The 25,093-nt window shown below is 42.4% G+C and carries 22 protein-coding genes; 10 read left to right on the top strand and 12 right to left on the bottom strand.

The window, feature by feature from the left end; genetic code table 11:
- Nucleotides 1-59 precede the first annotated feature (59 nt).
- Nucleotides 60-785 (top strand): substrate-binding periplasmic protein, encoded by a 726-nt coding sequence (locus L1271_RS15445; RefSeq protein WP_235368223.1) that lies wholly within the window; start codon nucleotides 60-62, stop codon nucleotides 783-785.
- Between the two features lie 51 nt (nucleotides 786-836).
- On the opposite strand, the gene L1271_RS15440 is transcribed toward L1271_RS15445, so the two are convergent.
- From L1271_RS15440 to L1271_RS15425, 4 genes are all read right to left on the bottom strand, one after another.
- The gene (locus tag L1271_RS15440; RefSeq protein ID WP_010603715.1) at nucleotides 837-1,418 is read right to left on the bottom strand and encodes a hypothetical protein; all 582 of its coding nucleotides are present in this window, start codon (nucleotides 1,416-1,418) and stop codon (nucleotides 837-839) included.
- A 235-nt stretch (nucleotides 1,419-1,653) separates the two neighbouring features.
- Nucleotides 1,654-2,559 carry a histone deacetylase family protein gene (locus L1271_RS15435; RefSeq protein WP_102058413.1) on the bottom strand — a complete coding sequence of 302 codons (906 nt, stop codon included), beginning with the start codon at nucleotides 2,557-2,559 and terminating at the stop codon, nucleotides 1,654-1,656.
- Between the two features lie 39 nt (nucleotides 2,560-2,598).
- Nucleotides 2,599-3,225 (bottom strand): response regulator, encoded by a 627-nt coding sequence (locus tag L1271_RS15430; RefSeq protein WP_102058414.1) that lies wholly within the window; start codon nucleotides 3,223-3,225, stop codon nucleotides 2,599-2,601.
- Entirely contained in the window at nucleotides 3,218-4,330 is a 1,113-nt protein-coding gene (locus L1271_RS15425; protein ID WP_039496529.1) for a sensor histidine kinase, read from the bottom strand. The genes L1271_RS15430 and L1271_RS15425 overlap by 8 nt, the downstream gene beginning before the upstream one ends.
- A gap of 229 nt (nucleotides 4,331-4,559) precedes the next feature.
- Between L1271_RS15425 and L1271_RS15420 the strand changes: the two genes are divergently transcribed.
- Together L1271_RS15420 and L1271_RS15415 are read left to right on the top strand one after the other, a co-directional pair.
- Nucleotides 4,560-7,325 (top strand): methyl-accepting chemotaxis protein, encoded by a 2,766-nt coding sequence (locus L1271_RS15420; RefSeq protein ID WP_235368222.1) that lies wholly within the window; start codon nucleotides 4,560-4,562, stop codon nucleotides 7,323-7,325.
- Between the two features lie 125 nt (nucleotides 7,326-7,450).
- A complete protein-coding gene (locus tag L1271_RS15415) occupies nucleotides 7,451-7,933 on the top strand; it encodes a DoxX family protein (protein WP_010603710.1) in 483 nt (160 codons plus the stop codon).
- A 78-nt stretch (nucleotides 7,934-8,011) separates the two neighbouring features.
- Here the strand turns inward: L1271_RS15415 and L1271_RS15410 are convergent, their stop codons facing one another.
- Both L1271_RS15410 and L1271_RS15405 read right to left on the bottom strand, forming a co-directional pair.
- Nucleotides 8,012-8,758 (bottom strand): alpha/beta hydrolase, encoded by a 747-nt coding sequence (locus L1271_RS15410; protein ID WP_235368221.1) that lies wholly within the window; start codon nucleotides 8,756-8,758, stop codon nucleotides 8,012-8,014.
- A gap of 63 nt (nucleotides 8,759-8,821) precedes the next feature.
- Nucleotides 8,822-11,410: a M1 family metallopeptidase gene (locus tag L1271_RS15405; protein ID WP_235368220.1), complete on the bottom strand. Its 2,589-nt coding sequence runs from the start codon at nucleotides 11,408-11,410 to the stop codon at nucleotides 8,822-8,824.
- 521 nt (nucleotides 11,411-11,931) lie between these two features.
- Here L1271_RS15405 and L1271_RS15400 point away from each other — a divergent pair.
- From L1271_RS15400 to L1271_RS15390, 3 genes are all read left to right on the top strand, one after another.
- Nucleotides 11,932-12,834: a LysR substrate-binding domain-containing protein gene (locus L1271_RS15400; protein WP_235368219.1), complete on the top strand. Its 903-nt coding sequence runs from the start codon at nucleotides 11,932-11,934 to the stop codon at nucleotides 12,832-12,834.
- A gap of 168 nt (nucleotides 12,835-13,002) precedes the next feature.
- A complete protein-coding gene (locus L1271_RS15395; protein WP_235368218.1) occupies nucleotides 13,003-14,709 on the top strand; it encodes an alkaline phosphatase D family protein in 1,707 nt (568 codons plus the stop codon).
- A gap of 159 nt (nucleotides 14,710-14,868) precedes the next feature.
- Nucleotides 14,869-15,105 carry a hypothetical protein gene (locus L1271_RS15390; RefSeq protein WP_010603705.1) on the top strand — a complete coding sequence of 79 codons (237 nt, stop codon included), beginning with the start codon at nucleotides 14,869-14,871 and terminating at the stop codon, nucleotides 15,103-15,105.
- Nucleotides 15,106-15,107: 2 nt separating this feature from the next.
- Here the strand turns inward: L1271_RS15390 and L1271_RS15385 are convergent, their stop codons facing one another.
- Nucleotides 15,108-15,548 carry an MgtC/SapB family protein gene (locus L1271_RS15385; protein WP_010603704.1) on the bottom strand — a complete coding sequence of 147 codons (441 nt, stop codon included), beginning with the start codon at nucleotides 15,546-15,548 and terminating at the stop codon, nucleotides 15,108-15,110.
- Nucleotides 15,549-15,650: 102 nt separating this feature from the next.
- Between L1271_RS15385 and L1271_RS15380 the strand changes: the two genes are divergently transcribed.
- Complete coding sequence (locus L1271_RS15380; protein ID WP_010369885.1) at nucleotides 15,651-15,809, top strand: YqaE/Pmp3 family membrane protein; 159 nt, start codon at nucleotides 15,651-15,653, stop codon at nucleotides 15,807-15,809.
- Nucleotides 15,810-15,854: 45 nt separating this feature from the next.
- Here the strand turns inward: L1271_RS15380 and L1271_RS15375 are convergent, their stop codons facing one another.
- The gene (locus L1271_RS15375) at nucleotides 15,855-16,460 is read right to left on the bottom strand and encodes a LysE family translocator (RefSeq protein WP_010603703.1); all 606 of its coding nucleotides are present in this window, start codon (nucleotides 16,458-16,460) and stop codon (nucleotides 15,855-15,857) included.
- A 418-nt stretch (nucleotides 16,461-16,878) separates the two neighbouring features.
- Here L1271_RS15375 and L1271_RS15370 point away from each other — a divergent pair, with 418 nt between their 5' ends.
- Complete coding sequence (locus tag L1271_RS15370; RefSeq protein WP_235368217.1) at nucleotides 16,879-18,228, top strand: YncE family protein; 1,350 nt, start codon at nucleotides 16,879-16,881, stop codon at nucleotides 18,226-18,228.
- Between the two features lie 356 nt (nucleotides 18,229-18,584).
- Entirely contained in the window at nucleotides 18,585-18,977 is a 393-nt protein-coding gene (locus L1271_RS15365) for a GNAT family N-acetyltransferase (RefSeq protein WP_235368216.1), read from the top strand.
- Nucleotides 18,978-18,989: 12 nt separating this feature from the next.
- Here the strand turns inward: L1271_RS15365 and corA are convergent, their stop codons facing one another.
- The 4 genes from corA to L1271_RS15345 all read right to left on the bottom strand — a co-directional run bounded on the left by corA (nucleotide 18,990) and on the right by L1271_RS15345 (nucleotide 22,007).
- Nucleotides 18,990-19,946, bottom strand: a complete 957-nt coding sequence (gene corA / locus L1271_RS15360) for a magnesium/cobalt transporter CorA (RefSeq protein WP_235368215.1) — start codon at nucleotides 19,944-19,946, stop codon at nucleotides 18,990-18,992.
- A gap of 85 nt (nucleotides 19,947-20,031) precedes the next feature.
- Nucleotides 20,032-20,523: a GNAT family N-acetyltransferase gene (locus tag L1271_RS15355; RefSeq protein WP_102058424.1), complete on the bottom strand. Its 492-nt coding sequence runs from the start codon at nucleotides 20,521-20,523 to the stop codon at nucleotides 20,032-20,034.
- Nucleotides 20,520-21,143: a TetR/AcrR family transcriptional regulator gene (locus tag L1271_RS15350; protein WP_102058425.1), complete on the bottom strand. Its 624-nt coding sequence runs from the start codon at nucleotides 21,141-21,143 to the stop codon at nucleotides 20,520-20,522. The genes L1271_RS15355 and L1271_RS15350 overlap by 4 nt, the downstream gene beginning before the upstream one ends.
- Nucleotides 21,144-21,146: 3 nt before the next feature.
- Entirely contained in the window at nucleotides 21,147-22,007 is an 861-nt protein-coding gene (locus L1271_RS15345) for an alpha/beta fold hydrolase (RefSeq protein ID WP_102058426.1), read from the bottom strand.
- Between the two features lie 599 nt (nucleotides 22,008-22,606).
- Between L1271_RS15345 and cas3 the strand changes: the two genes are divergently transcribed.
- Nucleotides 22,607-25,084: a CRISPR-associated helicase Cas3' gene (gene cas3 / locus L1271_RS15340; protein ID WP_235368214.1), complete on the top strand. Its 2,478-nt coding sequence runs from the start codon at nucleotides 22,607-22,609 to the stop codon at nucleotides 25,082-25,084.
- The last annotated feature ends 9 nt before the right edge of the window (nucleotides 25,085-25,093 follow it).

Raw genomic sequence — 25,093 nt, 5'->3', positions numbered from 1 at the left:
TATGGTGCATGAGTTAAGGTAGAATTGCAAAAAGCGGAGAAGAAATATTGGCTTATGTAATGAAATTAGCGATTTATAGCCTGATTATACTCTCTTTAACGAGTTTGAGTGCCTCTGCAAAAGAGCTACTGGTGGTGACCGAAGAGTGGAAGCCGTACAACTTCACCAATGACAAAGGTGAGGTTGTTGGGAGAGCAACAAAAAAGGTAAGGGAAGTGCTTGCTGCTGCTGAAGTTGACTACGAGATAAAAGTTTACCCTTGGGTACGGGCAATGAAAATTGCCAAAGAGCGCCCAAACACAATGATTTACTCTATTTATCGTACCGCTGAGCGTGAAACTGACTATGAATGGGCATGCCCTTTGATCCGCCCTGTAGGCGTGTATTTCTTCAAGCTTAATACGCGCAAAGATATTCAAGTGGCTTTATTGGAAGATGCTAAGCAATACACTTCTGCAGTAGTAAAAGGCAATATCTATTATGATTTTTTGATTCAACACGGATTTACTCAAGGAGATCATTTGATGGTCGCCGCCGACTCCAAAAGCTTTTACAAACTCTTTTTCAAAGGGCGGATAGATCTTGTAATGTCAACGGAATATATCATGAGTGAAGAACTTAAGGCGGCCGGGCTCAATTATGATGAGGTTGTACCTCTGATAGAAGTAACCAAAGCTACTCAACAGCGTGGCTGTATGGCATTTAGCAAGGATACAGAACCTATGTTAATAGAGAGAATTAGGCGTGCTCTGGCAAAGCACAATCAAGAGTTTGTTGGACCATAATGGGCAATCCTCAGGGAAAGATTGCCCAGAGTGTTAGGGTACTAATCAATGTTAGTAGCTAAGCTCAATTTGACCAACTGCCACGCTGCCTTTATCCCACGTTGTTCTGCACTTGAAATCCAAAACAGCGCTACTTTCGTAGTTATTGTCTAACATTGTGGTGTAGCTAACAAATTGCTCTTCTGCTACGTTTGGATCAGATATATCTGTCCAATAAAAAGCTTTACCAGTTTCAAACTTGAACCATTTATCGATACCGCCATCACTTACTTTACGTATTCTCGAAATCGAACAGAAGGCATTAGTACCAGTTAATCCTTTAGTTGTTCCATGAACGGTTAGCGTAAATTGGCCAATATTGGCATTTAGCGGCACGCTACAGTTGAAGTAACGATCAGTTCTTAAGTAGGCTGGATTGAAAATAAAGTAGCCATTTCCCGTGGCACCCGCTTGTTCGCTGTGTTTTTGTGTTAACGCCTCTAAGTTACCAACCGCATTTGCATGTTTAGTGAAAGCAGCAGCCTCTAGTTTAGTGTCTAAAGCACAGTTATTTGCACCTGAGTACAATTCCACAGTAGCGTATGCTGAGTTCGCAGCGAATAATGAAACGATAATCGCAAGTTTGGTTTTCATACTAATTCCTTGTTTTAGTTAGCGAAGTGGGTACATTAACAGGGAGAGCTGTTCGTGTAAATTAAATGTTTTTTAAATATTAATGAATGTGTTTTTTAGGAGAGTAAGAAGAAAAGCGCACCACATGGTGCGCCTAATCAGTGCCATGGTGAAGGGGAAATTAACTAAAGGTGTTACACCAATCAAACCCTTCATAATGATAAACGAATGAGCAAAATAAAAAGATCATCATTTTTTAAAGTTTTGCAGCTTGTTGCACTACAATCGCGTGGCGCTTTGCTAATCTTTGGTGATCTTTATCGTATCCGCCACCAATCACGGTTGCGACAGGGACACCATGCTTTTGACATAACGTCAGCACCAGTGCATCTCGTTTCGCAATGCCAAGCCATGAGATATCTAATTTACCTAAGTTATCACCTTGCCAAACATCGACACCAGCGTCGTACAGCACGATATCTGGATTTAGGTCAATCAATAATGACTCAAGCGTATGTGCAACAATTTCGAGGTAGTGTGTGTCACTGATCCCTATTTCTAAGCCAATATCTAAATCGCTAGCATGTTTACGGAATGGGAAGTTTTTCTCACAGTGGATTGAGCAGGTATAAACATACGGGTTGTGCTTCAACATGGCAGCGGTGCCGTCACCTTGATGAACATCCAAGTCAAAGATTAAGGCATTGGTGATCTGATTATTGTCGAGCAGATGTGTGGCCGTAAAGGCGAGATCGTTTACCATGCAAAAACCAGAGCCAAAATCATAATGTGCGTGGTGCGTGCCACCGGCTAAATGGCATGCAATACCATGTTTAAGCGCCAGTTCTGCAGTTTTTAGCGTTCCAAGAGGCGCAGTAAAAGTACGTGCCATAAGCTGCTCTGACCAAGGTAGACCTATACGGCGCATCATTTTAGCGTCGAGTTGATTACGCCATAAGTCCCAAATATATTGCTCGCAGTGCACGCTTTCAAGTGGCGATGGGTCGCCGGGTTCAGGGCTATAAACATTGTTGTGAATGAGCCCTAATGCGTCTACTTCTTGGTATAGACGCGCAAATTTACTCATCACGAAGCGGTGCTTTGGGTCAAAATTGAATGAGTAATTAGCGTGATAAACTAGTGGTAAATTTGGGTTGTTCAAAAACGGCTCCAAAAATGGCGATATGGCAGTGTAGCAATATCAATCCCCGAAGCCGAGCGCTTTAGCTTTCAGTGTTGCTTGTGTTCTGTCTCGTACTTGTAGTTTTGCTAGCAAGCAAGAAACCGAGTTACGGATGGTACCTTCCGCTTTATATAATGTGTTGGCGATTTCCTTATTGGAATATCCTTTCGCGATTAGTTTTAAAATATCCTTTTCTCGTGTGGTGAGCTTATCTAAAGTGGGGTCAGGTTTTAGTAGGGTCTCAGCAAGCTCGTCTTGGATGATGAGTTCACCTTGATGGACTTGTCGAACGGCATCAATTAACTCTTCTAAGTCCACGTCTTTAAGAAGGCAGCCTTTAGCACCAAGTTCTAGGGCTAATTTTAGCTTTGCAGTATCGTTGAAGGTAGTGAGGATAATGACTTTAAAGTTTATAGCCAAAGGCAAGAGCTCGGTGAGCACATCGACACCATCTAGCTCAGGCATCCGCATATCTAAAAGTACAATGTCAGCTGTAATTTGGTTTAATTGAACCTGTTGAATGAACTCACTGCCGCTGCCACAACTTCCAGAACAAATAATGTCACCACTCAGCGAAAGCAGTGCTTGCATACCTTGGCGCACAAGCGCCTGATCATCGACTAGGTAAACTGATATTTTAGCCATTTGTCGTCCCAAAATGGATAGTTAATGTTACGCCTTGATGAGTTGACACATCAAGACTGCCGCCGAGTTCTTGGATCCGCTCCTGCATACCAGCCAGACCATTTCCAAATCGAATACTATTTAAGGTAATGCCGTTATCGCTTATTTGTACTTTTAATCCTTGTTGACAATACACTCGTACTTGCATTTTATCCGCCTTGGCGTGCTTCAAGGTATTGGTGATGGCCTCTTGGCAGCATTTTAGAATGCAATTGGCATAACTTAGTTTCTCGAGTAATGGGTGATGTTCATAGTCGAGTTCAATGTTAAGACGAGGGATAGATTCAGTAAGCCTCAGCAAAGCATCATGGAGATCGATATGCTCGTTGCTACGCTTGTCGCTGACTAAATCGCGAATACATTTTAGGGTGTCTTTAGCTTGCAAATAGCAGCTATCTAATAGCTCGGTCAATGGTGCCGCTGCAGTTCGTCTTGCGACATCTAAATTTACAATCAGACTGGTTATTTGATGTCCAACGTCGTCATGTAACTCTCGTGCTAATTGAAGCCGCTCTTGTTTAGCAATACTTTGGCTTAGCAGAGACTGCGTTGCAGATAGCTGACTGTGGGCGAGTTGTAGCGCTTCTTTGGCTTCTTGTTCCTTTTGCATTCTTTTACACACCACGTACGCAAATAACTGAAAACAGGCAAATAACACTGCGTTGAGATATTCAAAGCCATGTCCCCAAAAAAAGTATTGCGACGCAACATACAAGCAAGAGGTAACTAGGATATATCCAAGCGCAAAGCTCAAAGGAACATAAAAAGCAAGGATCCCAACGAGTTTTACATTGTAAATGAGATGAATTGCGGCGGGGGAGGTAAGATTAATTGACTGGATCAAAAGCGCCAATACAAACAGCATCGAATATCTAACCTTGTAGCCATAGTATTTTTCGGATTCATTGATACATAAAAGCACGAGGATCAAAACACCGATATGCTGTACCCAAGGCAGCCATTGTGCTTTTTGCTGAGCATAAACCAAACTTGGTATTGCAACGGCTAACCAAGTGAAAATGGTTGTTACTAACCAAGCCGTCGGATAGCGAAAAAACGCCGACATCTACTTACTCCGCTAAAAACCTGCTCTGCAGGTATTATTCCTTTATTCTCTTGCGAACCTATCCTAGCAGATATTTGTGACTCTGTGATGATGACGAATGTCATAAGTTTTACATTGTAAATCAAAGTGCAATAACGGTTTTTCATCCTTAATAGTGCATTGATTTGTGGCACCACTATTCCTGTTCTATCTTTATGTAACAATCTTTTCATAATTAGGGATACTCAGAATGAAAAGTGTAAAGGCAAAACTTATTTCTGCGGTAACAGCGGGTTTAGTGGTAATGCTCATCGGGGCGATGGTTACTGTTTTGGTGATGAAACGCGTAGCGGAACAGTATGACAACATGATAGACAATGAATTGGCTGCTCGCGAGCAAATAAACATAGTGCTCGATGATTTCAAAACCCAAGTACAAGAGTGGAAAAATGTACTCATTAGAGGAAGAGATCCTGCCCAGCTAAATAAATATTGGTCAAGATTTGAAACCAAAGAAGCTGAGGTACAAAAACAACTCAGTTCAATTGTTTCAGCCTATACATTACCACCTACCCTAGAAAATAAGTTGCGTGAATATCAAAAAGAGCACCTCACCTTAGGACAAAAATATCGTGAAGCGGTGGATCTATTCAAAAGTTCAGGCTTTGATATTAACCTTGCTGATGCTTCTGTGAGTGGAATAGACCGCCAAGCAAGTGTGTACCTACTTGAAATTAATGAGCAAATTAACGCGTTAGTAGACACGAGAACGAGCGAAATTGTCGCAACAAAAAACCAACTTATCTTTTTTAGTACCCTAGGACTCATCGTTGTTGCGCTTGTGACTTTAGGATTACTGACTTGGTATATGCAGCATTTAATCACTCGTCCAATCCGTCGTGCATCTGATGTGGCAAAGGCAATTGCGAGTGGTCGATTAGACAACAAAGTCGTTGTACACAGTGACGATGAAATAGGTAACTTACTGACAAATCTACGGCAAATGCAAACTAGCTTACTTGATGCGACCCAAAAGCTAGAGCTACAAGCAAAAGAAAACTTACGGATCCGTTATGCGCTAAATAACGTGGCCGCGCCCGTGCTTTTATGTGATGACAGTAATCAAGTGATCTACGTAAACGCACAATGTGAGTCTCTATTTGATCGTTACCGCACTGCGCTAAGCGTGCCTACTGAAATTGTTAATCATCCAATTCCCGAAGCTTTACTTCACAGCTCTAAAGCACTACACCAAGCCTCGGGTCAATTAGTACGCCAGTTAGAGTGGGAGTGGTGCGTAGGTGACATAATCATTGCGGCAACCGCCAATCCGGTTTCCGATCAAAATGGTAGGGTGTTAGGTACGGTATTTGAATTTAAGGATTTAAGTCAGACAAGACGTGCGGAGCAACAGGTTGAACAGCTCATTAAATCAGCTTCCGATGGCAAACTAAGTGAACGTCTAAACCTTGAGGGATACGTTGGCTCCATGAAATTAATAGCCAGCGGACTTAACAAACTACTTGATGCTGTTGAGCAACCCATTAGTCAAACAAAACAATATCTTACTTCGCTTTCAAAAGGAGAAATTCCTGAGCAGATTAACGGTGAGTTTAAGGGCGAATTTGCGCAAATACATATGGCCTTACAACGTGCCACGTCTTCGCTTTCGTTACTTATTGAAGATACTTACAGTTTAGTTGCCGCTGCAGGAGAGGGGAGGCTTTCTACTCGGGCGGATGAGGCTAAACACCAAGGTGAATTTCGAAAAATCATTCGTGGTGTTAATGAAACACTTGACGCGGTCTCTAAACCCGTTGCACTTACAAGCGGATATCTAGAAAGTATCGCAAAAGGAGAGTTACCCGCCTTCACGAATGATGGTTATAAAGGAGAATTTGATAGCATCTATCAAAGCCTCTTCGCTTGTGTTGGTGCGATAAAATTGATGCTAATCGATGCCGAAAAGCTTGCTGAAGCGGCCAGTGAGGGAGACTTACAACATAGAGCTGATGCCAGTAAACACCACGGCGCATACGCCAGTATAATCACAGCCATGAATGAAACGCTGGACTCGATAGAAGCGCCGCTTAAGGAGTGCATGAATGTGATGGATGGGCTATCTCAAGGCAATTTAACTCGCCAAGTTGAAAAAAGCTATGCAGGTGATTTTGCGCTGTTGAAACAATCTGTGAATACCAGCGTTGGCAACTTAGCCAATATGATGCAAAAGCTGCTGGCCATGGCGGAATCCATCACTGTCTCGGTACAGCAGATCACCACAGGTATTGAAGAGTTAAGTGAACGGTCCTCTTCTCAAGCCGCATCTATTGAAGAAACACGAGTATCAGTCGGTGAAATCACCGAAACCGTGCACTCAAACGCCAATAATGCGCAATCTGCTAATCAGTTGGCTATAGAAGTTAACCAGCAAGCACAGCAAGGTGGAAAGGTTGTTGAGTCAACGATTGAGGCAATGACCGAGATTAGTAAGAGTGCCAAAGAAATACTCACAGTCATTGAGGTTATTGATTCCATTGCATTTCAAACTAACTTATTAGCACTGAACGCCTCTGTTGAAGCTGCACGAGCGGGAGAAAAAGGAAAAGGTTTTGCGGTCGTAGCCTCAGAAGTAAGAAATTTAGCGCTGCGTAGTGCAAGTGCCTCAAAGGATATCTCTGAGCTGTTGGGAAGCAGTAACATCAAAGTGAAGCAAGGGTCTAAGCTGGCTTCAGAATCCGGTGAGACGCTAAAAACCATTGTGGAAAGTGTATATGGGCTTGCATCGCAAGTGCAAACTATTGCTGAGGCTTGCAATACGCAATCGAGTGGTATTGAGCAAATTAATCTAGCGATTAAACAAATTGATGGTATTACGCAGCAAAACAATACTTTGGTAGAGATGACGAATGCATCGGGGCTGTCGTTGTTGAGTAAAGCCAATGAATTGCGAGAGATGGTTGAGCGGTTTGATATCGGCAAGACTAAAGCGGAGTTGATGAAAGTGGTGAGCTAAAGATCAGCAAAATCTAGCATGTACGGTTGCTGACCTTTATTGTTTTTAGGAACATCACGTGACATGATTGGCGTAATTAGATGGCTTTTTAGCCGCTAACAATGTTAAGGGATAAGGCATAAACCATGGTTACACCAATCATCATTATACTGTTACTTTGCGGCCCGTTATTGTTCGGTGTTATCTATTCAAAGATAAGAGACGTACAGGTAGAGGCAGCAACGCTTGCCTGTTGGGGTCTCGGTATCGCATTTATGTTCTTTTTTATTGGCCATATCGTAAAAGCACAAGGGATGGTAGAAATGTTACCTAGTTGGGTGCCGTATAGGCTTCCTTTGGTGTACTTCACTGGTGTCATCGAACTCGTAGTAGCGATTCTGTTATTTATACCAAAATACCAATTACCTGCAGCAAAAGCGGCAATTGCCATTTTTATGCTGTTTTTTCCCGCAAATGTGTATGCCGCGCTCAACAGCGTTGGCCTAGGAGGACATCAGTGGGGACCAGTTTATTTGCTAATTAGAGCACCACTGCAAATCATATTGATTGCTTGGGCATATTTTATGTGTGTAAAACCGCTATCAATGCCTGTGGCTGAAATTAAATAAAGCTCAGCTCAAGCAGAACACATAAACAGAAAGGGGTGTGAGATTTACCCGCTTCCCTTTCTGCATTTCGCGACTAGACTATTGGTCGTTTGCTTTTTCATTCTCTAAGCAAGGTATACCAGCCAAATGATCAGCCAAAATTTGTGCTATTTTGTCGGTTAGCCAGCTCGGACCTTCGTCAGTCATGTCATTGTGTTTTGCGGTCGCTATCGTGACAACACAATCCTGATATTTGTGCTTTTCAGTACGACTTGGCAACACCCCTTTGTCCGCTGGAAAGTCACTTGCACGTATCGACAATACCTTTACATCAAGGCTTCTCGGTAATGGCACTCTGCGATGATCTAGCGTAATGATTTGGTTTACAAATTTAGCCCCGTGATTGATTAACCATGCTGAAATGTCGCCGCCATTAGAATGGCCAATTAAGAGGATATGCTCAAAATCAAAGGTGGTGAATTTTGGCTTAAAGTAATCGTGAATAAACACCAGCGTATCAGCGCCCCGTTGCCAGTTTTCTGCGCGTGTTTCGTATAAGTTCCCCTCGACGGAAAGAGGAGGATCAGTTGCAAGCTCATGGCCTACAGTAATAACCAAATATCCAGCTCGGTTTAGCGTCTTGACCAAAAATTGATAGTCAGTATGTGAGACACCATAGCCGGCGCTTAGCAGTGCAACAGGACAAGGTGCCGCTTTTGAACAGTGATTGATGTCGGTTGGCAAATGAGTTTCTACTGGAATTGCTCTATCACGAGCTGGATCAATTACAGTTTCAGCGGCCAAAACGAATGGCAGACATAATAATAATAAAAGTGGGCGTAACATATTTATCCTAAAAAATAGTGGCGCTCGGCAAAAGCCAAAAGCGCCACAACTGGTTGGAGTCTTTTACAGATTATTCAAAAATTGATTGACTGAAGCTAGCTCTCTTTGCTTTTGCATGATGCAGGTATTTGTTGCCAGTTCCAGCTGCTTAAGTGATTTACTTAAACCTTCTACTTCTTTTTGCATCGGTTCAAAAAACTGCTGAGCTTGTTTTAATGCATCCGCGTCACAATACGTAAATAGGTAAAAAGGTAGCTGTGGCTTTGCAAAAGGAGGGAAGCGCTCCTTTAAGCGCTCAAAGTGCTGATAAAACCACTTTTGATAAAGCGCTTTTCGCTCATCGCCTTTACCATTCCCGCTTAATATGTAATTAAAGTCGGAGGCCGTTACATGCTCGCTTAGCGCATAATCTAGTACTTGTTGTTGCAATTCTTGTGGACCAAAATAACCCATTGCAAGCAATAGATTAGTACGTTGAGTTGGGTTATTGGTGGTTTCAAAGACTTTTTTGTATGACTTCAACAGCTCAGCATCACCGTAGTAAGCGGCAATTTGCAGGAAGCTTCTAGCCAAGTAGGGGTCGACTTTATCAGGTGACGTTAAATATAAACTCGCTTGCTTTTTTGCATGCTTAATAATGGTTTGATGCTTTGTCTCGAAAGCCAGTGCTCTAACCAATGCTGCACGTATTTCCGATGTGGCAGCTGGTTCATTTGCATTTGCCTCAAGTCCATATCGAGAAAACGCAGGCTCAACATAAGTGGTATAAAGTTTCTCCCAAAGTAACTTATTTGAATCGTCTTCATACTGTTTATGTTGTGATAGTAATTGAGTAAGAGCGGCCTTTGCTACTTTGGGATGAGTGTCGTTAATAAACTCACTGAGCGTTAACATCAACGCATTGGCGTTTATTTTTCCAGACTCCATTAGCGCGTCAACATTGCTTAGTAAGTCTAATCTCTCCCGCTCGTTTAGCTTGTTTGGGGCATGTGATATTAGGCTTGCGAGTTGAGACTCAGAAAGATCCCAGCGATAATAACCTGTCGCGTTGTCGTTTGGTAAGATCCACTCAGGCTCAAAGTCTAATTTAATCTGTTGCGCCTTGGAGTCTAGAAGTATTGTCTTAGTGGCTGTTTTGTCACCTCTACCATAGCGCAGTGTGATGGGGATATGCCAAGTTTGTGCTGCTGCTTCTTGTCCTTTTATTACAAAACGTTGTTGCGACACGGTGGCATTCTGGCCATCTAACTTAATCGTCAAAAGTGGAAATGAAGCTTGTGATACAAATGAGTCTAGCACTGTCGCTACATCTTTATTAGATACTTTACCCAGCTCATTCCATAGATCTTTGGCTTCTGCATTCTTATAAGCAAATTTACGGATATAATTGCGCATGCCTTGCTTAAATACCTCTTCCCCAAGCCACTGCTCAACCATGTAAAGTACCGCGCTACCTTTGCTGTACGCAAGACCCAAGCCGTCTGTTACATCAGACTCTGTAATAACCGGTTTACGGATCGGTGAGGTAGTTGCTTGAGCATCATAGGGCATTGCATTGTGTTGAGATAGGGATAAATTTGTTTCTAGTTCAGGAAATAGCTGCTGGGTGATCTTTGCAGCCATCCAAGTGGCAAACGCCTCGTTTAACCACAGGTCATTCCACCATTTCATCGTAACTAGGTTGCCATACCATTGGTGTGCAAGTTCGTGAGCGATAACATTCACATGTGAGGTTTGAGCTTGTTGTGTTGACGTTGCAGGGTCAATAAGTAGTATATCCTCACGATAAGTCACCAGGCCTGCATTCTCCATTGCGCCGAACGGAAATTCAGGGACTGCAACTTGGTCTAGTTTTTTATAGACATAGGGTAAGTCAAAATAGTCTTCAAGTGCTTTGAGTATCTTTGGCGTGTTTTCGATGGAATAAGCGGCAAGATTTGATTTCTTTTGTGGGGTAATAATGTTACCTGGAACCGACATCCCCTTAACATCAAGTACTTCGAATGGACCAACGGATAAGGCGACTAAGTAAGAAGGAAGAGGCGGCGTCTTGTCGAAGTAATGGGTGGTCATACCATTCGACTTTTTGGTCTCTAAAACAGGCGTGTTGGCGAATACTTTTTGATCGTCAGGGGCTGTAATAGTGAGCTGAAATGGGATTTTATACTCAGGCTCATCAAATGTAGGCATTGCTCTTCTTGCATCACTCATCTGAAACTGTGTAAATAAGTAAGGCACGCCGTTATCTATGGTTTTGTAGAGACCGACGCTATTACGGTTGAAGGGGGCGGTATAGTCGATAGTAAGCGTGTAGCGACCGGGTTGCAGTGTTTTTTCGCAACTCAATCTCACTTTACCGGTTTCGAGCATTTTATCTCTGAGCTCACACGACGTTTTTCCGACTAGTTCAGCGGTATCTATCGCATAGTCTAATCCGTTGAGCTCAATAAATTGGGTGGCTTTGAGCACCTCAAGTTTTATAGTCGTGTGTCCTGAAAAACGCTCTTTAGAAGGGTCTAAGTTAAATGTGACCGCTTGCTCTATAGGTTTAGCCACGGTGGCTAGACGATGAAGTTCAGCATTTGATTGGGCCTGAGCTGAAGCGCTGATAGACAGCAAAATAGCACTGCATATTAAAGACCTAGATAGCATAAAAATCCTTTATTCATTTTGTTATTGTTGATTTATCTTGCGAATCAATGCTCTGTATGTTGTCACTTGGTGTGATAAAAGCATAGATAGTTAGCGCAATGTTCCTTTTACTTTAACAAAACTTGTTGCAAAAAGAGTGGGGGTAAAGGTTTACTATCGGGCTAATATTTTAAATATTAAGTAATATCAATAAATTGAAGAGGTGGATTAGCCGACTTTTTGTGTAACAAAAATTGTAACAGACTCCACCGTACTTAATTAACCTGAGGTTTGGATAAGGAATGTTCCCACATATTGAAACTACTTATGTTTCACTATGTGTTCTAACTTCAGATAGGCCCCGATTATAGTTAACCAGTGTAATAACTGTGACTTTGGCTTTGGTTTACAATAATTCATTGTTGCTCCTGTCGTAGTAGTGAATAAACTGCGTTTAGGTTAAGTAATTTATGACTGTATCTTGGGTCAAAATATGGCAGGATACCAACGATAGTTAATTACAATTAATATAAGTTGAGCTTATGGATAAGAGGTTAAGGCACTTAAGTGCACTACGCTGTTTTGAGAGTGCAGCTCGGCTCCAAAGTTACACTCAAGCTGCATTCGAATTGAACATTACGCAAGCGGCAGTAAGCCAACAAATGCGGCAATTAGAAAATGCACTTGCAGTTAAGCTTTTTGTAAGAAAAGGCCGCAATATGCACTTAACTGAAGCCGGCGAAGTGTTGTTAATGTCTACTCAAAGTGCGTTTAAGCGCATTATTGGGGGATTGAACCAAATTCAAACACAAGAATTGGCTGGTAGCTTGACTATCACGTCAACCCAGTCTTTTTGCTCTTTATGGTTAATGCCTAACCTGTGCTCGTTTTACGAGTCTCATGACGACATCCAAATTCGCGTGCTTGGCTCTAATCGCTTTGAAGATATTCGTTTAAATCATATTGATATCGCGATCCGGTTTTCTACCAAGCGAGAGTTAGCCTGCCCCGCCGGACTTGAGCAGTTATATCTTGGGGAAGATAGTAACTACCCTGTTTGTTCACCAAGCTACAAAGAATCGCTGCAAATTAAGTCTCCGAATGATTTAGCAAGGTGCAATCTTATTCACCACGACGATGATAAAGTAAGCTGGGAGCAATGGTTTGAGTCTCAGGGGATATGCGGTTCAAGTATTTGTGCCAAAGGCCCACACACTCGAGTCTCTTCTAATGACATGGCATTGAGTGCAGCGCTTAAAGGCCAAGGTGTTGCAATCGTCTCCAAAGAGCTATTTTTAGACTTTCAACAAGCTGGCCTTATTGTGCAGCTTTTTGATACCCCTCACCCTGTGGTATGGCAACGCTATGTGTTATTTGATCCCTATTCACCAAAAAGAGCTCGGCTCCAAGTATTTATTGATTGGCTTATCAATCACTTGCCATAAGGCCTCGTTATGGCTCATTTATTGAGCCACTTTCGTATTATTTCATGAATGCGGAAGTAAATGTGAACTTGAAATAAATATTAAACTAAAATTTAACATTGCCGGATTAGACTCCGTTCCCGCAAGGAAAACTAGCAAGGATGCCAACATTCAAATACCGAGGAAACGATGAAAACTTATACTCTCACGCCAGCCGTGTTGATGCTCATGAGCAGCGTCGCCAGTGCAGAACCTGAAGTTCACTACGAGTCTTGTAAATCCACCTTTAACTATCTAGCCGCACAGTATCAAGGGACAACGGATAAAAATAATTCAGGTTCGCAGTGGTGCTATTTAAAACAAAACATCGAAGGCGCAACATGGGGTCATGTCAGAACAGAAACCATCCCAGAATTCAAAACGGTAACCGGAAAAGCATGTAAAACGCCATCTGAGTATCAAGGTGAAAAGTTTTATGGCTGTACAACCCGAAATCACACCGCACCTTGGTGTTATGTCGAAGAGGGCGGTTGGGAAGAATGTCAACCAGAAGCGCCGCCAACGCTTTTAGCTCACACTCAACCCCTACAAAGTAAACGATTAGATAGAGTTGCGTTAGGTTCATGTTTCAAAACCAAAGGAGATATGCCAGAAGCGCTCGCTAAGTTAATTGGCCAACAACCGGATCTGTTTCTTTGGTTAGGGGACAATATCTACGCAGATACCACTGATATGGCGGTGATGCGCCAGAAGTATGATGATAAAAAGAATAATAGTGAATATCGCAAGTTTTTAGAGGCTAAGATCCCTGTGATGGCGACTTGGGATGACCATGATTTTGGTTGGAACAATGAAGGCAAACATTATCCAGAGAGAGTAAACGCACAAAAAGAATATTTGCGTCACTTTGATGTCGATAAAACAGATCCAAGACTAAATGGTCAAGCTGGTATTTATGAAGCAAAAATGTTGGGGAGCTCGGGCGAAACCACGCATGTGATCACATTAGATGCCCGTTACTTCCGCTCTCCAACCTTCTCAAGTTACGGAACGTGTGAGCGGGAAAGTAGCACTATATTGGGAGAGGCGCAGTGGCAATGGCTTGAGCAAGAGTTACAAAAGCCATCAGAAATCAAGCTCATTGCAAGCGGCATTCAAGTACTGCCTCCGCTGCATCAAGGCAGAAGTAAAACTAACTACTGTGCTTATGGAGACGGCAAAACATTTAATGCTGCCATCGCGTCATTAGAAGAAACAAATATGTCTGGTACTAGTTATGAGTCTTGGGCTGAAATGCCAGCGCAAAGGGAACGTTTGCTTAGGTTAGTACAGAAATCAGTGAACGAAGGTAAGACTAAAGCCGTTGTGTTTTTGTCTGGCGATCAACATTGGGGAGAGCTTTTACAAAAGACTATTCCCGCAAGCAGCACATATGGTCAAGCAGTTAACGTCTACGAAGTGACGGCATCGGGTTTTGGTCAAAACTGGCCTTATCATATTGAAAATCCATTAAGATTACCTATTTACGCAGACGACAAAGGGGATGGCAATTTTGCCAAAGCATGTCAGCTACCGTTCAAATATGCAGGCATTACCTATCAAGGTTGTATCACGCGAGACAATGATAAGCCTTGGTGTTATACCCAAGTGGATGATAACCAAAAAGGCATTGAAGGCGAATGGGGCAACTGTGCGCCAGCTGGTGCTAATATCCCAACTGGACGAGTTGGCGTAGTTAGCAAAGATATCGCAAAGTTGACAACATCTAACCGCCATTTGATTAATAAATCGGGAAGTAACTACGGCTTGATAGACATTGATTGGCAAAATCGTGAGCTGAAAATGTCTATTGAAACGGCAAACGAGGAAGCGGTTTCCACTATCATTAAATTTTGATATGTTCATATTAGCTGGGCGCTCGCTCAGCTAATATGGGGCTTACATAGTAACTCTTTGTAAATTATCGAAATAAATTGTATACTGCGTGCAATCTCTGAATAAATCAGTTAGACTTCATTATGGATTGTAGGTCACGCAAATTAAAAGGACATTAATTTGAAATTTATCATTTCTCTTTTACCCGCACTTTTTTTAACTAAATTAGTCTTTTACATCACTGATTTTGAATATTTACTTTTTGAAGAGCCTTTCGATTTTGGCAAATTGCTAATTGATATCAGTGTGTTCGGATTCTTCTATTTTACTTCAGTTATCGTTTACGAATACTTTTTTGGTGAAAAGCTAGAGCTCAAACGTCAAGTGACGAGCAAGCGGACTAAAGGTTCAATGTAAACTTATTGGGAACTGGATGGCTTTTTATAAGGCTCAAGTAAGCGAAATACCATAAAGCCCACCGCGCTTAATACAATTGCGATTTCATATCGCTGATATGCACTAGAGATCCCTATTGCCCCGGTTAACCAGATACCTGCAGCGGTTGCTGTGCCATGTGTGGAATTATCGTTTTTCACAATTGAACCGCCACCAATAAAACCAATTCCAGTAATGACACCGTACATGACTCTCGCTTGTGCTTCATGTGACTCAAATACATCCATACTTGTTAAAATAAAAGCACAACAGGAAATAGCGACTAATGGGAATGTTCTAAGCCCCGCGCTATCAGAGCGACTCTCTCTATTAATAGCTAAAGGTAATGTAAGTAAAAACGCAAAAACAATTTGGTAAAAGTGATACCAAATGAGTGCTAAATCAAGATTAATCCAATCTGGCATTTTTTATCTCCTATACTGTTATTGGGTTAATGCAAAAGGCATTCCTTTGAGTTGGCATAACCCATGCAGGATGAAAGCGTCTATAACTTTTAGGAGAGAACAATGGATTTATTGAGGATCATCATTGCAATTCTGCTTCCACCACTTGGTGTATTTTTACAAGTCGGTCTTGGCGGGGCTTTTTGGTTAAATATTTTGCTGACATTGTTGGGTTATATACCAGGAATTGTGCATGCAGTGTGGGTGATCGCCCGTCGGTAAAAAGCGGACAACAAGTAACAATAACACGGTAATCTTTGCAGGGTATTATCCTGCAAAGATCTCCAGCACAATTGGCATTACTGAAAGCACAAGTAATGCAGCCATCACAAAATTAAACCATCTACGACTTTGCTCATTTTTTAATACATGTTTCAGCGACGAACCAAACACTAACCAGATCCCAACACAAGGAAATGACACCAACAGAAAGACAATGGTGATCATCAAGTTTTGACTCATAAAATCTGCGTCAGCGGAGGTATAAGTTGAAATAGCACCTATTGCCACAATCCATGCTTTTGCGTTTACCCACTGAAATAGCGCGCCTTTTAAAAACGAAAAAGGTTGAGGGGTTGAGTCTGCATCAGTCGTGGGTGAAGACATCGCGACAAGGTAGGCAAGATATAAAAGGTAAATGACGCCAATGCACTTTAAAATAAAGTGCAAACTAGGAAATAGCTCAAAAAGCTGCGCAAAACCCAAGCCGACCAGCAACAGCATGATCGAAAAGCCCACACAAATACCGCTTAACAGGGGGATGCTTCTCTGTAAGCCAAAATTAACGCCAGACGTCATTACCATAATATTGTTTGGCCCGGGCGTTACGGAAGACGCAATAGCAAATAAAGTGATAGCAACCAAATAGTCCATTAAGTAGTCCTTTTTATATAGCCGGAGTGTTACATCAAGGCATTTGTTATTTAACCTGAGGTTTGGATAAGGAATGTTCCAACTCATTGTTGCTAAAGCACAACTTAGTTTTTTCCTTGTCTAGCCAGCAAGTTTTAGGGAAAACAAGGCGAATTTACGCACCAATAGCTGGCTATTGGAAGTGAATTCAACGCAGTTAGCGCTAAAACTGGCTGCTAGAAAGGCATTAATTATCCGCAGCTCAGGTTATTTAGAGAGTGTCTTTTGTCTGGTAATGCCAAGTGGATTTCATACTTCACTATTGGGTTTGCGCGCAAAATAGTCAATAGGTGATTAGTCGAGGTGTTGTTTTTAGTTTTGTTATAAGATAACATATTTAAAGTTATGGTATAACATAAATAAAAATAGGATCTCTCTCATGGTATTAAAAGGTAAACTTTTGGCAGTTGCCATTTCCGCAATTCTTCTTTCTGCATGTGGTGGTACTGAGCACACAATTGTAAAAGTAGACCCGCCAGCACAAGATAATGGCAATGATGACGATGATCATGATCATGATCATGGAGATGCGATCACAGACGCAAATGGTCGCCTGTTAGTCACTAGCGCAGAAAGTAACGTTGTGAATGTGTACTCAACGGCGGATAAATCACTTATCGACTCGATTGGCGTTACACACTATCCAAAATATGTATATAGCTCTGAAAATCACCGCTTTGCTGTCTTGGTACAACGTGACCAAGGTTTAGTGGAGTTTATTGACGGTGGTTTATATGAAGAGGAGCATGGCGACCATCACCATACTCACGAAGAGTCGCCTGCACTTGCTTCGTTCCATTTAGAATCAGTGAAGCCAACACACGTGACTGTCGGTGAGTCTGGTATTGCTGTGTTCTCAGATGGCGACAAAGACAGCCAACAAAATGCCAGTGCCGCGATGTTTAGTGAAGCGCATATTAGCGGCGAGCAAAGCGAAGTCGCTGCATTACATTACGACACTTACATGCACGGTGCGGCGCAAGCTCGAGGCGAATTTCTAATTAGCACGATCAGAGACCCTCAAACCGAAACTTCTCTACCCTCGCAAATTGGTTTGTATCATGCGCATGGTGACCATTTTCATCAAGAGCAGGTATTTAACGTAAGCTGTCCAGCACTTCACGGCAGCGCACAAAATGAAGAAGCTGTGGCATTTGGTTGTGGTGATGGTGTTGCGGTTATCACTCAGCAAGGCGAAAGCTTTAGTGCAGTAAAACTAGCTAATCCAGATTACTTTGCTGACGGGCAGCGAATTGGCACCCTCAAAGGCCACCATGATGCAGAGCAATTTATCGCATCAGCAGGTAATGATGTGCTGATGGTTGACCCAGAGCACGGCCATATCGAGAAGCTTGAATGGCAAGTAAGTGATAACTATCGCATTGCGAGTTTTGGATTTAGCTTTGCGGGTGAGCATGTTGTGGTGATGGATACCGCAGGTAAACTCAGCATTTTTGCCGGTCATGAGCATGATGGTGAACACCATTTTGAAGCTGCAGGTGAAGTACAAGTAAGTGATGCTGATTTAACTACGATGCCAGAAGGTCACGGCTTCCAAATTACATTTTCTCATTCAGAGCAAGCAGTATATGTGAGCGACCCAATCGCAAAACAAATTAAAAAGTTTGATTTAGAAGAAGCCAAACTGGTAGACACACTTGAGCTAGATTACGTACCAGAAAAACTAGTATGGCTTGGTATTACTGCAGAGGAATCTCACGACCATTAGGCCTTAACCTCATGTAGTCCCTGACAATTTTTAACACTGTAGATAGTGGCTTTGCCACCTTAGTTAAGCTAAGGTGGCTTTTTTTAAGGAAAAAATATGATAATTAGACCAGCCACCATCAACGACTTAACTAACCTGAGGTTTGGATAAGGAATGTTCCAACTCATTGTTGCTAAAGCACAACTTAGTTTTTTCCTTGTCTAGCCAGAGAGTTTTAGGGAAAACAAGGCGAATTTACGCACCAATAGCTGGCTATTGGAAGTGAATTCAACGCAGTTAGCGCTAAAACTGGCTGCTAGAAAGGCATTAATTATCCGCAGCTCAGGTTAACTACACTTCTAGGTTTAGAACAGCAAGTGATCGAAGCTGAGCGTCCGTATAACCCAACAATCAAATCACAAGACGCCAAATACTACGATTTTGAAAAATTACTCACTTGTTCGAATACGTTAGTGGTTGTTGGTGAAGTATCAGAGCAAATAGTGGCAACAGGGTATGTGCAGATAAGAGCATCTAAACAGCAGTTACAGCACACGCAGCATGGTTATCTTGGGTTTATGTATATAGCACCTGAGCATCGTGGTAAAGGTTTGAATCAAGCGATCATGGAGCACTTAATCGCTTGGTGTAAAACCCAAAACGTCAACGACTTCTACCTTGATGTATACAGTAGTAATGCCGCAGCAATTCGCGCTTATGAAAAAGCGGGATTTACACCTTGCCTGCTTGAAATGAAGCTACACCTCTAGATTAACCAAAGTTTACAGCCAACCTTTGTGTTTAAAGAATAAATAAGGAGCAAAACCAGAGAGCAGCATAATAGCAATGGCAAAAGGATAGCCCCATGCCCAGTTTAGCTCTGGCATATTATTAAAATTCATTCCATACACACTGGCAACCACAGTGGGTGGCAAAAATACGACAGAGGCAATGGAAAAGGTTTTAATAATTTGGTTCTGTTCGATATTGATAAAACCCTGCGTAGAGTCCATCAAAAAATTCACTTTATCGAAGAGAAAGGCGCAGTGCGACATTAGCGTTTCGATATCTCGTGTGACTTCCCGTAGCGTTTCTCGCTCCTCAGATTGCACCCCCACATGACGCATTAAAAACGAGATATTGCGCTGCGTATCCATCAAACATAAGCGCACTTTACCGTTGGCATCTTCTAGCCTTGAAATACGACTAACAGCTTCTTCTAGATCTGAGTCTTCTTCCTCAAGCACATAGGCACTGAGCTTTTCAAGCTGGTGGTGCATATCCTCAAGCATGTCCGCATGGTTTTCGACTTTTTGGTCGAACAAAGTCACTAACAGCTGTTTTGGGTTATCGCACGCCACTTGCCCTTTACGCGCACGCAGTCGCAGCAACCTAAAATCTGCAAGCTCGTCATCACGAATGGTTAATAAGCAGTTTTTTTGTAATAAGCAGGCCACGGTCACCGTATTAAAACGCCCGTCATTGGGAGACATAAATAAAGCGTGTACATGCAGACCTTCGCTGTCGATAAAACAGCGCGAAGAGGCCTCAATTTCCTCTACATCATCCGCACCAGGAAGGGTAATATTTAGCGTGTTTGCCAGAGCAACTCGCTCCTCCTCAGTGGGATTAATAGTATCTATCCAATGGGCGTTTTTGATTGCTATTTCAATCGGGGTGCCGGCGCTTGGTTCCATTTCGGAAATTACACCGTGTTCAATCGAAAAAAACCTCAGCATCTCATTACTCTACACGACGACTCTTTGGCAAAGTATAAGAGTGAATGTATTAATCAACAATGACAATCCAGGGATTATCCGCAGATTATTCAGCTTGATAGGTGTAGATATTACGCGCCGCAACCGAGTTATTCATAATTGTTGTGTAATTAGCAACCAATTTAAAGCCATGGCGCTGAAATAAATGATTCACTGCTAAGGCATCTACTCGACAACGAGTGTGGATAGGTTGGCGAGTAGCGGCTAAGGTGTCTTGTAGTAATTGCTTGCCAATTCCTTTGCCGCGAATATTCGCATCAACCATAAAGTTCGAAATGTATAGGCCTGACGTAAGATCAAAGCGCGCTTTATCTTTAAAATGCGCGATTGGCACTAGCGACAAACTGCCTATAAGTTGCTTTGTTGAGTCATCAAAAATAACACGTACTTCGCCTTCTTCGATTTCCTTTTCCATAAGCAAGCGAATGGCTGCTTGGTCTATTTCTTCATTACGTGGCGGCGCTGAAAAGGTCGCGATGTATAGCTCAGTAAGCTGCTCAACAATATCGCGGGTTGGGGTAGAGATTATTTCAATCATGTAGATACGCTCCGTGTTTTTGGATCAGCTTGATAACTTTCAAGTAAGTGCTCAATATTACGTTTAAACAACTCGCTGGCATGTTCTGTTAGTACCGTATTTTTCGCTATCGCATGGCCTAGATACAAGTTGTATAGCTCGTACGCCGCGCACTGCGCATCAAGCTCAGGATGAAAAATACCGCTTTCTATCCCTTGCACAATTTTATGCTTAATATAGCTAAATAATCGGTTATGTTGCTCGGTAACTTTGGTATGAATCGGGCTGTCTGTATGGCAATTAAATTCAACCAACGCTTTGATAAATGGGCAAGTTGAATGTGGCTCATTAAATAGTTCACGAGTCCAGTCTGCCCAAATAGAAAAGAGCATTTTGAGTTGCACTAGGGGATCTTGGTGCCGTGCCGGTGCGACGACATGCAGCATAAATTGATCTTCACAGTAATCGAGGATCGCCAACTGCATATCTTCTTTACTGTCAAAATGCGAGATAAGCCCGCTGCGAGACAAGCCACAAAGCTTTGCCATAGAACCAATAGTGACTTCTATTAAGCCATATTGGCTACTAAAGCGCATACCTTGCTCTAAAATGGTTTGTCTCGTTCTCTCGCCTTTATTCATCACTTATGCAGTTATTTTTTGAGTAATACGTTGAATAACGCCAGTATCGCCTAAAATGCGGCGATGTCCAAGGCCTGAGGTTTGGATTAAACGCTCAGGAGTGGCAGCGATAAGCGACTCTACGTGTTCAAATGGCGCAAATCGGTCCTCGGTATCGTGAATAAATGTCGGCTTAAACTTAAGTACACCGTCGTGGAATTTATCTCGGATCAAATGCCAATGCGTGCCATATCTTGTGGTGATAGCGCCTAACACTTGGTGCAGCATTTTTTCAGAAATACCCGCTCGCGCAACGCGCTCAAACATCAGCTCAAAAAACTGCACGGGAGTTGCAACATTTATAACCACACGATTTTCTAGGCGATAATCCGGTAAGTTCATCAGCGCCACAGCGCCCATAGAATGCCCCACCAAAGCCACGATATCATGGCGATCGGCTTCTAGCTTCTCAATCAGGGTATCCAGTGCTTCAACAAAAGCCAGCAAATGGGCTTGCTTACCATGAGATTGTCCATGACCAACATGATCAATCGCCACAACGCAAAATCCCGCTGCTACGAGTTCAGGGATCAAAGTATCAAAGCAACTGCTGTTATCGGCCCAACCATGACTTAACACAACGGTCTTCGGACCAAGGCCAAACACGTTTACATGAACGCGACCTAGCGAGGTAAGAATATTGAACTCACCATTGGGTTTTTTATTTTTAAACTGATACTGACGCTTACCATGCGGACTCATCAGTAGTACCTGACCTAACCTCGAAGTAATAGGTGGCGCAAGCGTGCACATAAGCCCTGTGACACCCCGACTTATCTTGGTAATAAGTGAGCCGTCTTTGTCGTTAAAGTAGCTGAATTTCATCCTGACCTCTAAAAAAGAACACTTGTACTTTTATTAAAATAGAACAACTGTACTTTTTTGTAAAGCATAACAATCACCTTTTAATATTGCAGCTGGTTTACTCTGCGATACACCTCCATGTAGGAGCTGGTTCACCCAGCGACACACCCCGCGTAGGAGCTGGTTTACCCAGCGATACACCTCCGCGTAGGAGCAAGTTTACCCAACGATACACCTCCGCGTAGGAGCTGGTTCACCCAGCGATACACCCCGCGTAGGAGCTGTTTTACCCAGCGATACACCTCCGCGTAGGAGCTGGTTTACCCAGCGATACACCCCGCGTAGGAGCTGGTTTACCCAGCGATCTTTACCAAGCACCAACCGCTGCACAAAGCACCTTATACGGACTCCACACCACCGCGTAGGAGCTGGTTTACCCAGCGATCTTTGAGGCACCAACCGCTACACAAAGCACCTTATACTGACTCCACACCACCTCGTAGGAGCTGGTTTACCCAGCGATCTTTATTACCCACAGAATTTACTTGTAACGACATAATTAAGTAGATATGTTCAAAACATAATAACAATTGATGGTTAAATGTAACTAAGGAAGGGTTGTGGATAGTTCAGACCAATCAAAATGGAACAAATATATCGCTCACCCAGATACTCAACTCGGTAATCATCAAAGCGTTTTGGAGCATTTACTTGGGGTAAGTGCACTAACAGCCAAATTGGCCACAAAGATTGGCTTTGCTGAACAAGGCCGGTTAATTGGTTTGCTGCATGATTTTGGTAAATACAGCACTGAGTTTCAAGAGTACATGCGACTGATTATTAAAGAAAACTCCCCAGATTATAATCCTGACAATGACGAAGGTAGCAGTAAAAGCTTAAAAGGCAAAATTGACCATTCAAGTGCTGGTGCACAGTGGGTATTTAATATGCTTTGTCCTTCCTTAGGGAAATTACAGCAACAAAACCCGAATTTAGTGCAATACGGGTTTGCAGTTGTCCAAGCTCTATGCATGTGTATCGCGTCGCATCATAGTGGGCTCATTGATAGTTTGTCAGAATCTGAGAATGTTTTTGCAAACAGAATAAAAAAGTCAGATGAACTTACCCATCAAAATGAATGTATTAAAAATGCTGATCCAGAGTTGCTCTTGCAAGCGCAATCTCTCGCGAGCTTTGAGTTTATTTTAGAAAGCAGCCAACATCTCAAAGGCATGTTCGATAAGTTCGCGCTATCAGCAATTGAGCATGATTATTACCTTGGTATGTTTACCAAAATGTTGTTTAGTTGCCTCATTGATGCAGATCGAATTGACAGTGCAGACTTTGAACAACCTAGCAACAAAATAGAGCGTTTTAATCAACCAGATTGGGCGTTTGCTTGCGATAAAATCGAAACATATATCGCTGAACTTAAGCGAGAGAATCCAATCGATCATATTCGTGCAGAAATATCAGATAATTGTTCTCAGCGTGCGCAAGACGAAGCAGGTATATACAGCTTAACCGTACCCACAGGGGGCGGTAAAACCTATGCAAGTCTGCGCTTTGCTTTGCATCATGCCAAAAAGCACAATCTAGGTAGGATCATTTACATAATCCCGTTTACCTCGATCATTGAACAAAATGCCAACGCTATTCGCGAAGTGTTAGGTGTAACCAATACTGATGAGTGGGTGTTAGAGCATCATTCAAGCTTAGAGCCAGAGCAACAAACGTGGCGCTCAAAACTCGCCTGTGAAAATTGGGATAAACCCATAGTGCTTACAACCATGGTGCAGTTTCTTGAAAGCATGTTTGCAAGCGGTACACGTGGTTCAAGGCGTATGCATCAACTTAGCAATGCGGTACTCGTGTTTGATGAAATTCAAACACTCCCTATCCGTTGCGTGCATTTATTCAATAACACCATTAACTATTTAACGCGTTTTTGTAACACCACCGCGTTGATGTGCACAGCCACTCAGCCGTTACTTAATCAGTTACCTGAACAGGTAAAGCCGTTTGGTGAACTGCAATTACCGCTCGAAAATGAACTTACTCCAAATATCGACAAGCTCTATCAACAGCTAGAACGAGTGAGCTTAAAAAACATGACAAAAAAAGACGGGTGGAATGAAACCGAAATCACTGAACTAGTGCAACAACAATTATCAGCAGTGCGAAGCTGTTTAGTGATTGTAAATACCAAAGCGTGGGCAAAAATTTTATTTCAAACTTTGCAAAACCAAATTGCTGATGAAACGAAAATCTTTCATTTAAGTACCGGCATGTGTTCGGCTCATCGTAAACAAATTTTAGATGAAGTCAGAGTGCGCCTGGAAAGCGAGCAGGCCACTTTGTGTATTAGTACTCAGCTTATTGAGGCTGGGGTGGATGTTGATTTTGGCTGCGTTGTTCGATTTGTTGCAGGTCTTGACTCAATTGCCCAAGCGGCAGGGCGTTGTAATCGCAATGGCAAGCAGAAAAAAGGCCATGTGTATGTGCTTAATCCTTCCCAAGAAAATGTCGGCATGCTGGAGGACATTAAAACCGGCATAGCAGCAACCAAGCGCATATTTACCGAGTTTGCAGATGAAGACTTGCTTAAACCAGAGACGATGAACCGGTATTTTAAATACTACTTTTATGAGCGTCATAAAGAGATGGTGTATCCAGCCAAGCAGGGCCAAAACATACTTAGTCTACTAAGCAATAATGAATATATTGGCCCGTTGCGAAAGAATAATCCATTTGTTTTAAATCAGTCTTTTATGACCGCTGCCAAACAGTTTAAAGCCATTGATGCGCCAGTGCATTCCGTGATAGTGCCATTCAATGAAGAAGCAAAAAGCATAATCACGCAGTTATGCGCGCTCGATAAACGCTTTGATGCTGCAAATTATCGTAGTCTGTTAAAAGTCGCACAAAAGTACAGTGTGAATATCTTTCCCAATGTGTGGCAAAAACTCATTGATCAGCAGGCTGTGTACCCAATAGCGCAAGATGAAGCTGTATTTTATTTGAGCGAAGAATTTTACAGCCAAGATTTTGGCTTGAGTTTAGAAGTGACGAACACTCAGCAAGATTTAATTTTTTAAAAGCAACCA

This window comes from Pseudoalteromonas sp. OF5H-5 (genome assembly GCF_021530695.1).
Lineage (GTDB): Bacteria > Pseudomonadota > Gammaproteobacteria > Enterobacterales > Alteromonadaceae > Pseudoalteromonas.
The sequence above is the reverse complement of the archived record's forward strand: the minus strand, read 5'-3'. Positions and strand labels throughout refer to the sequence as shown.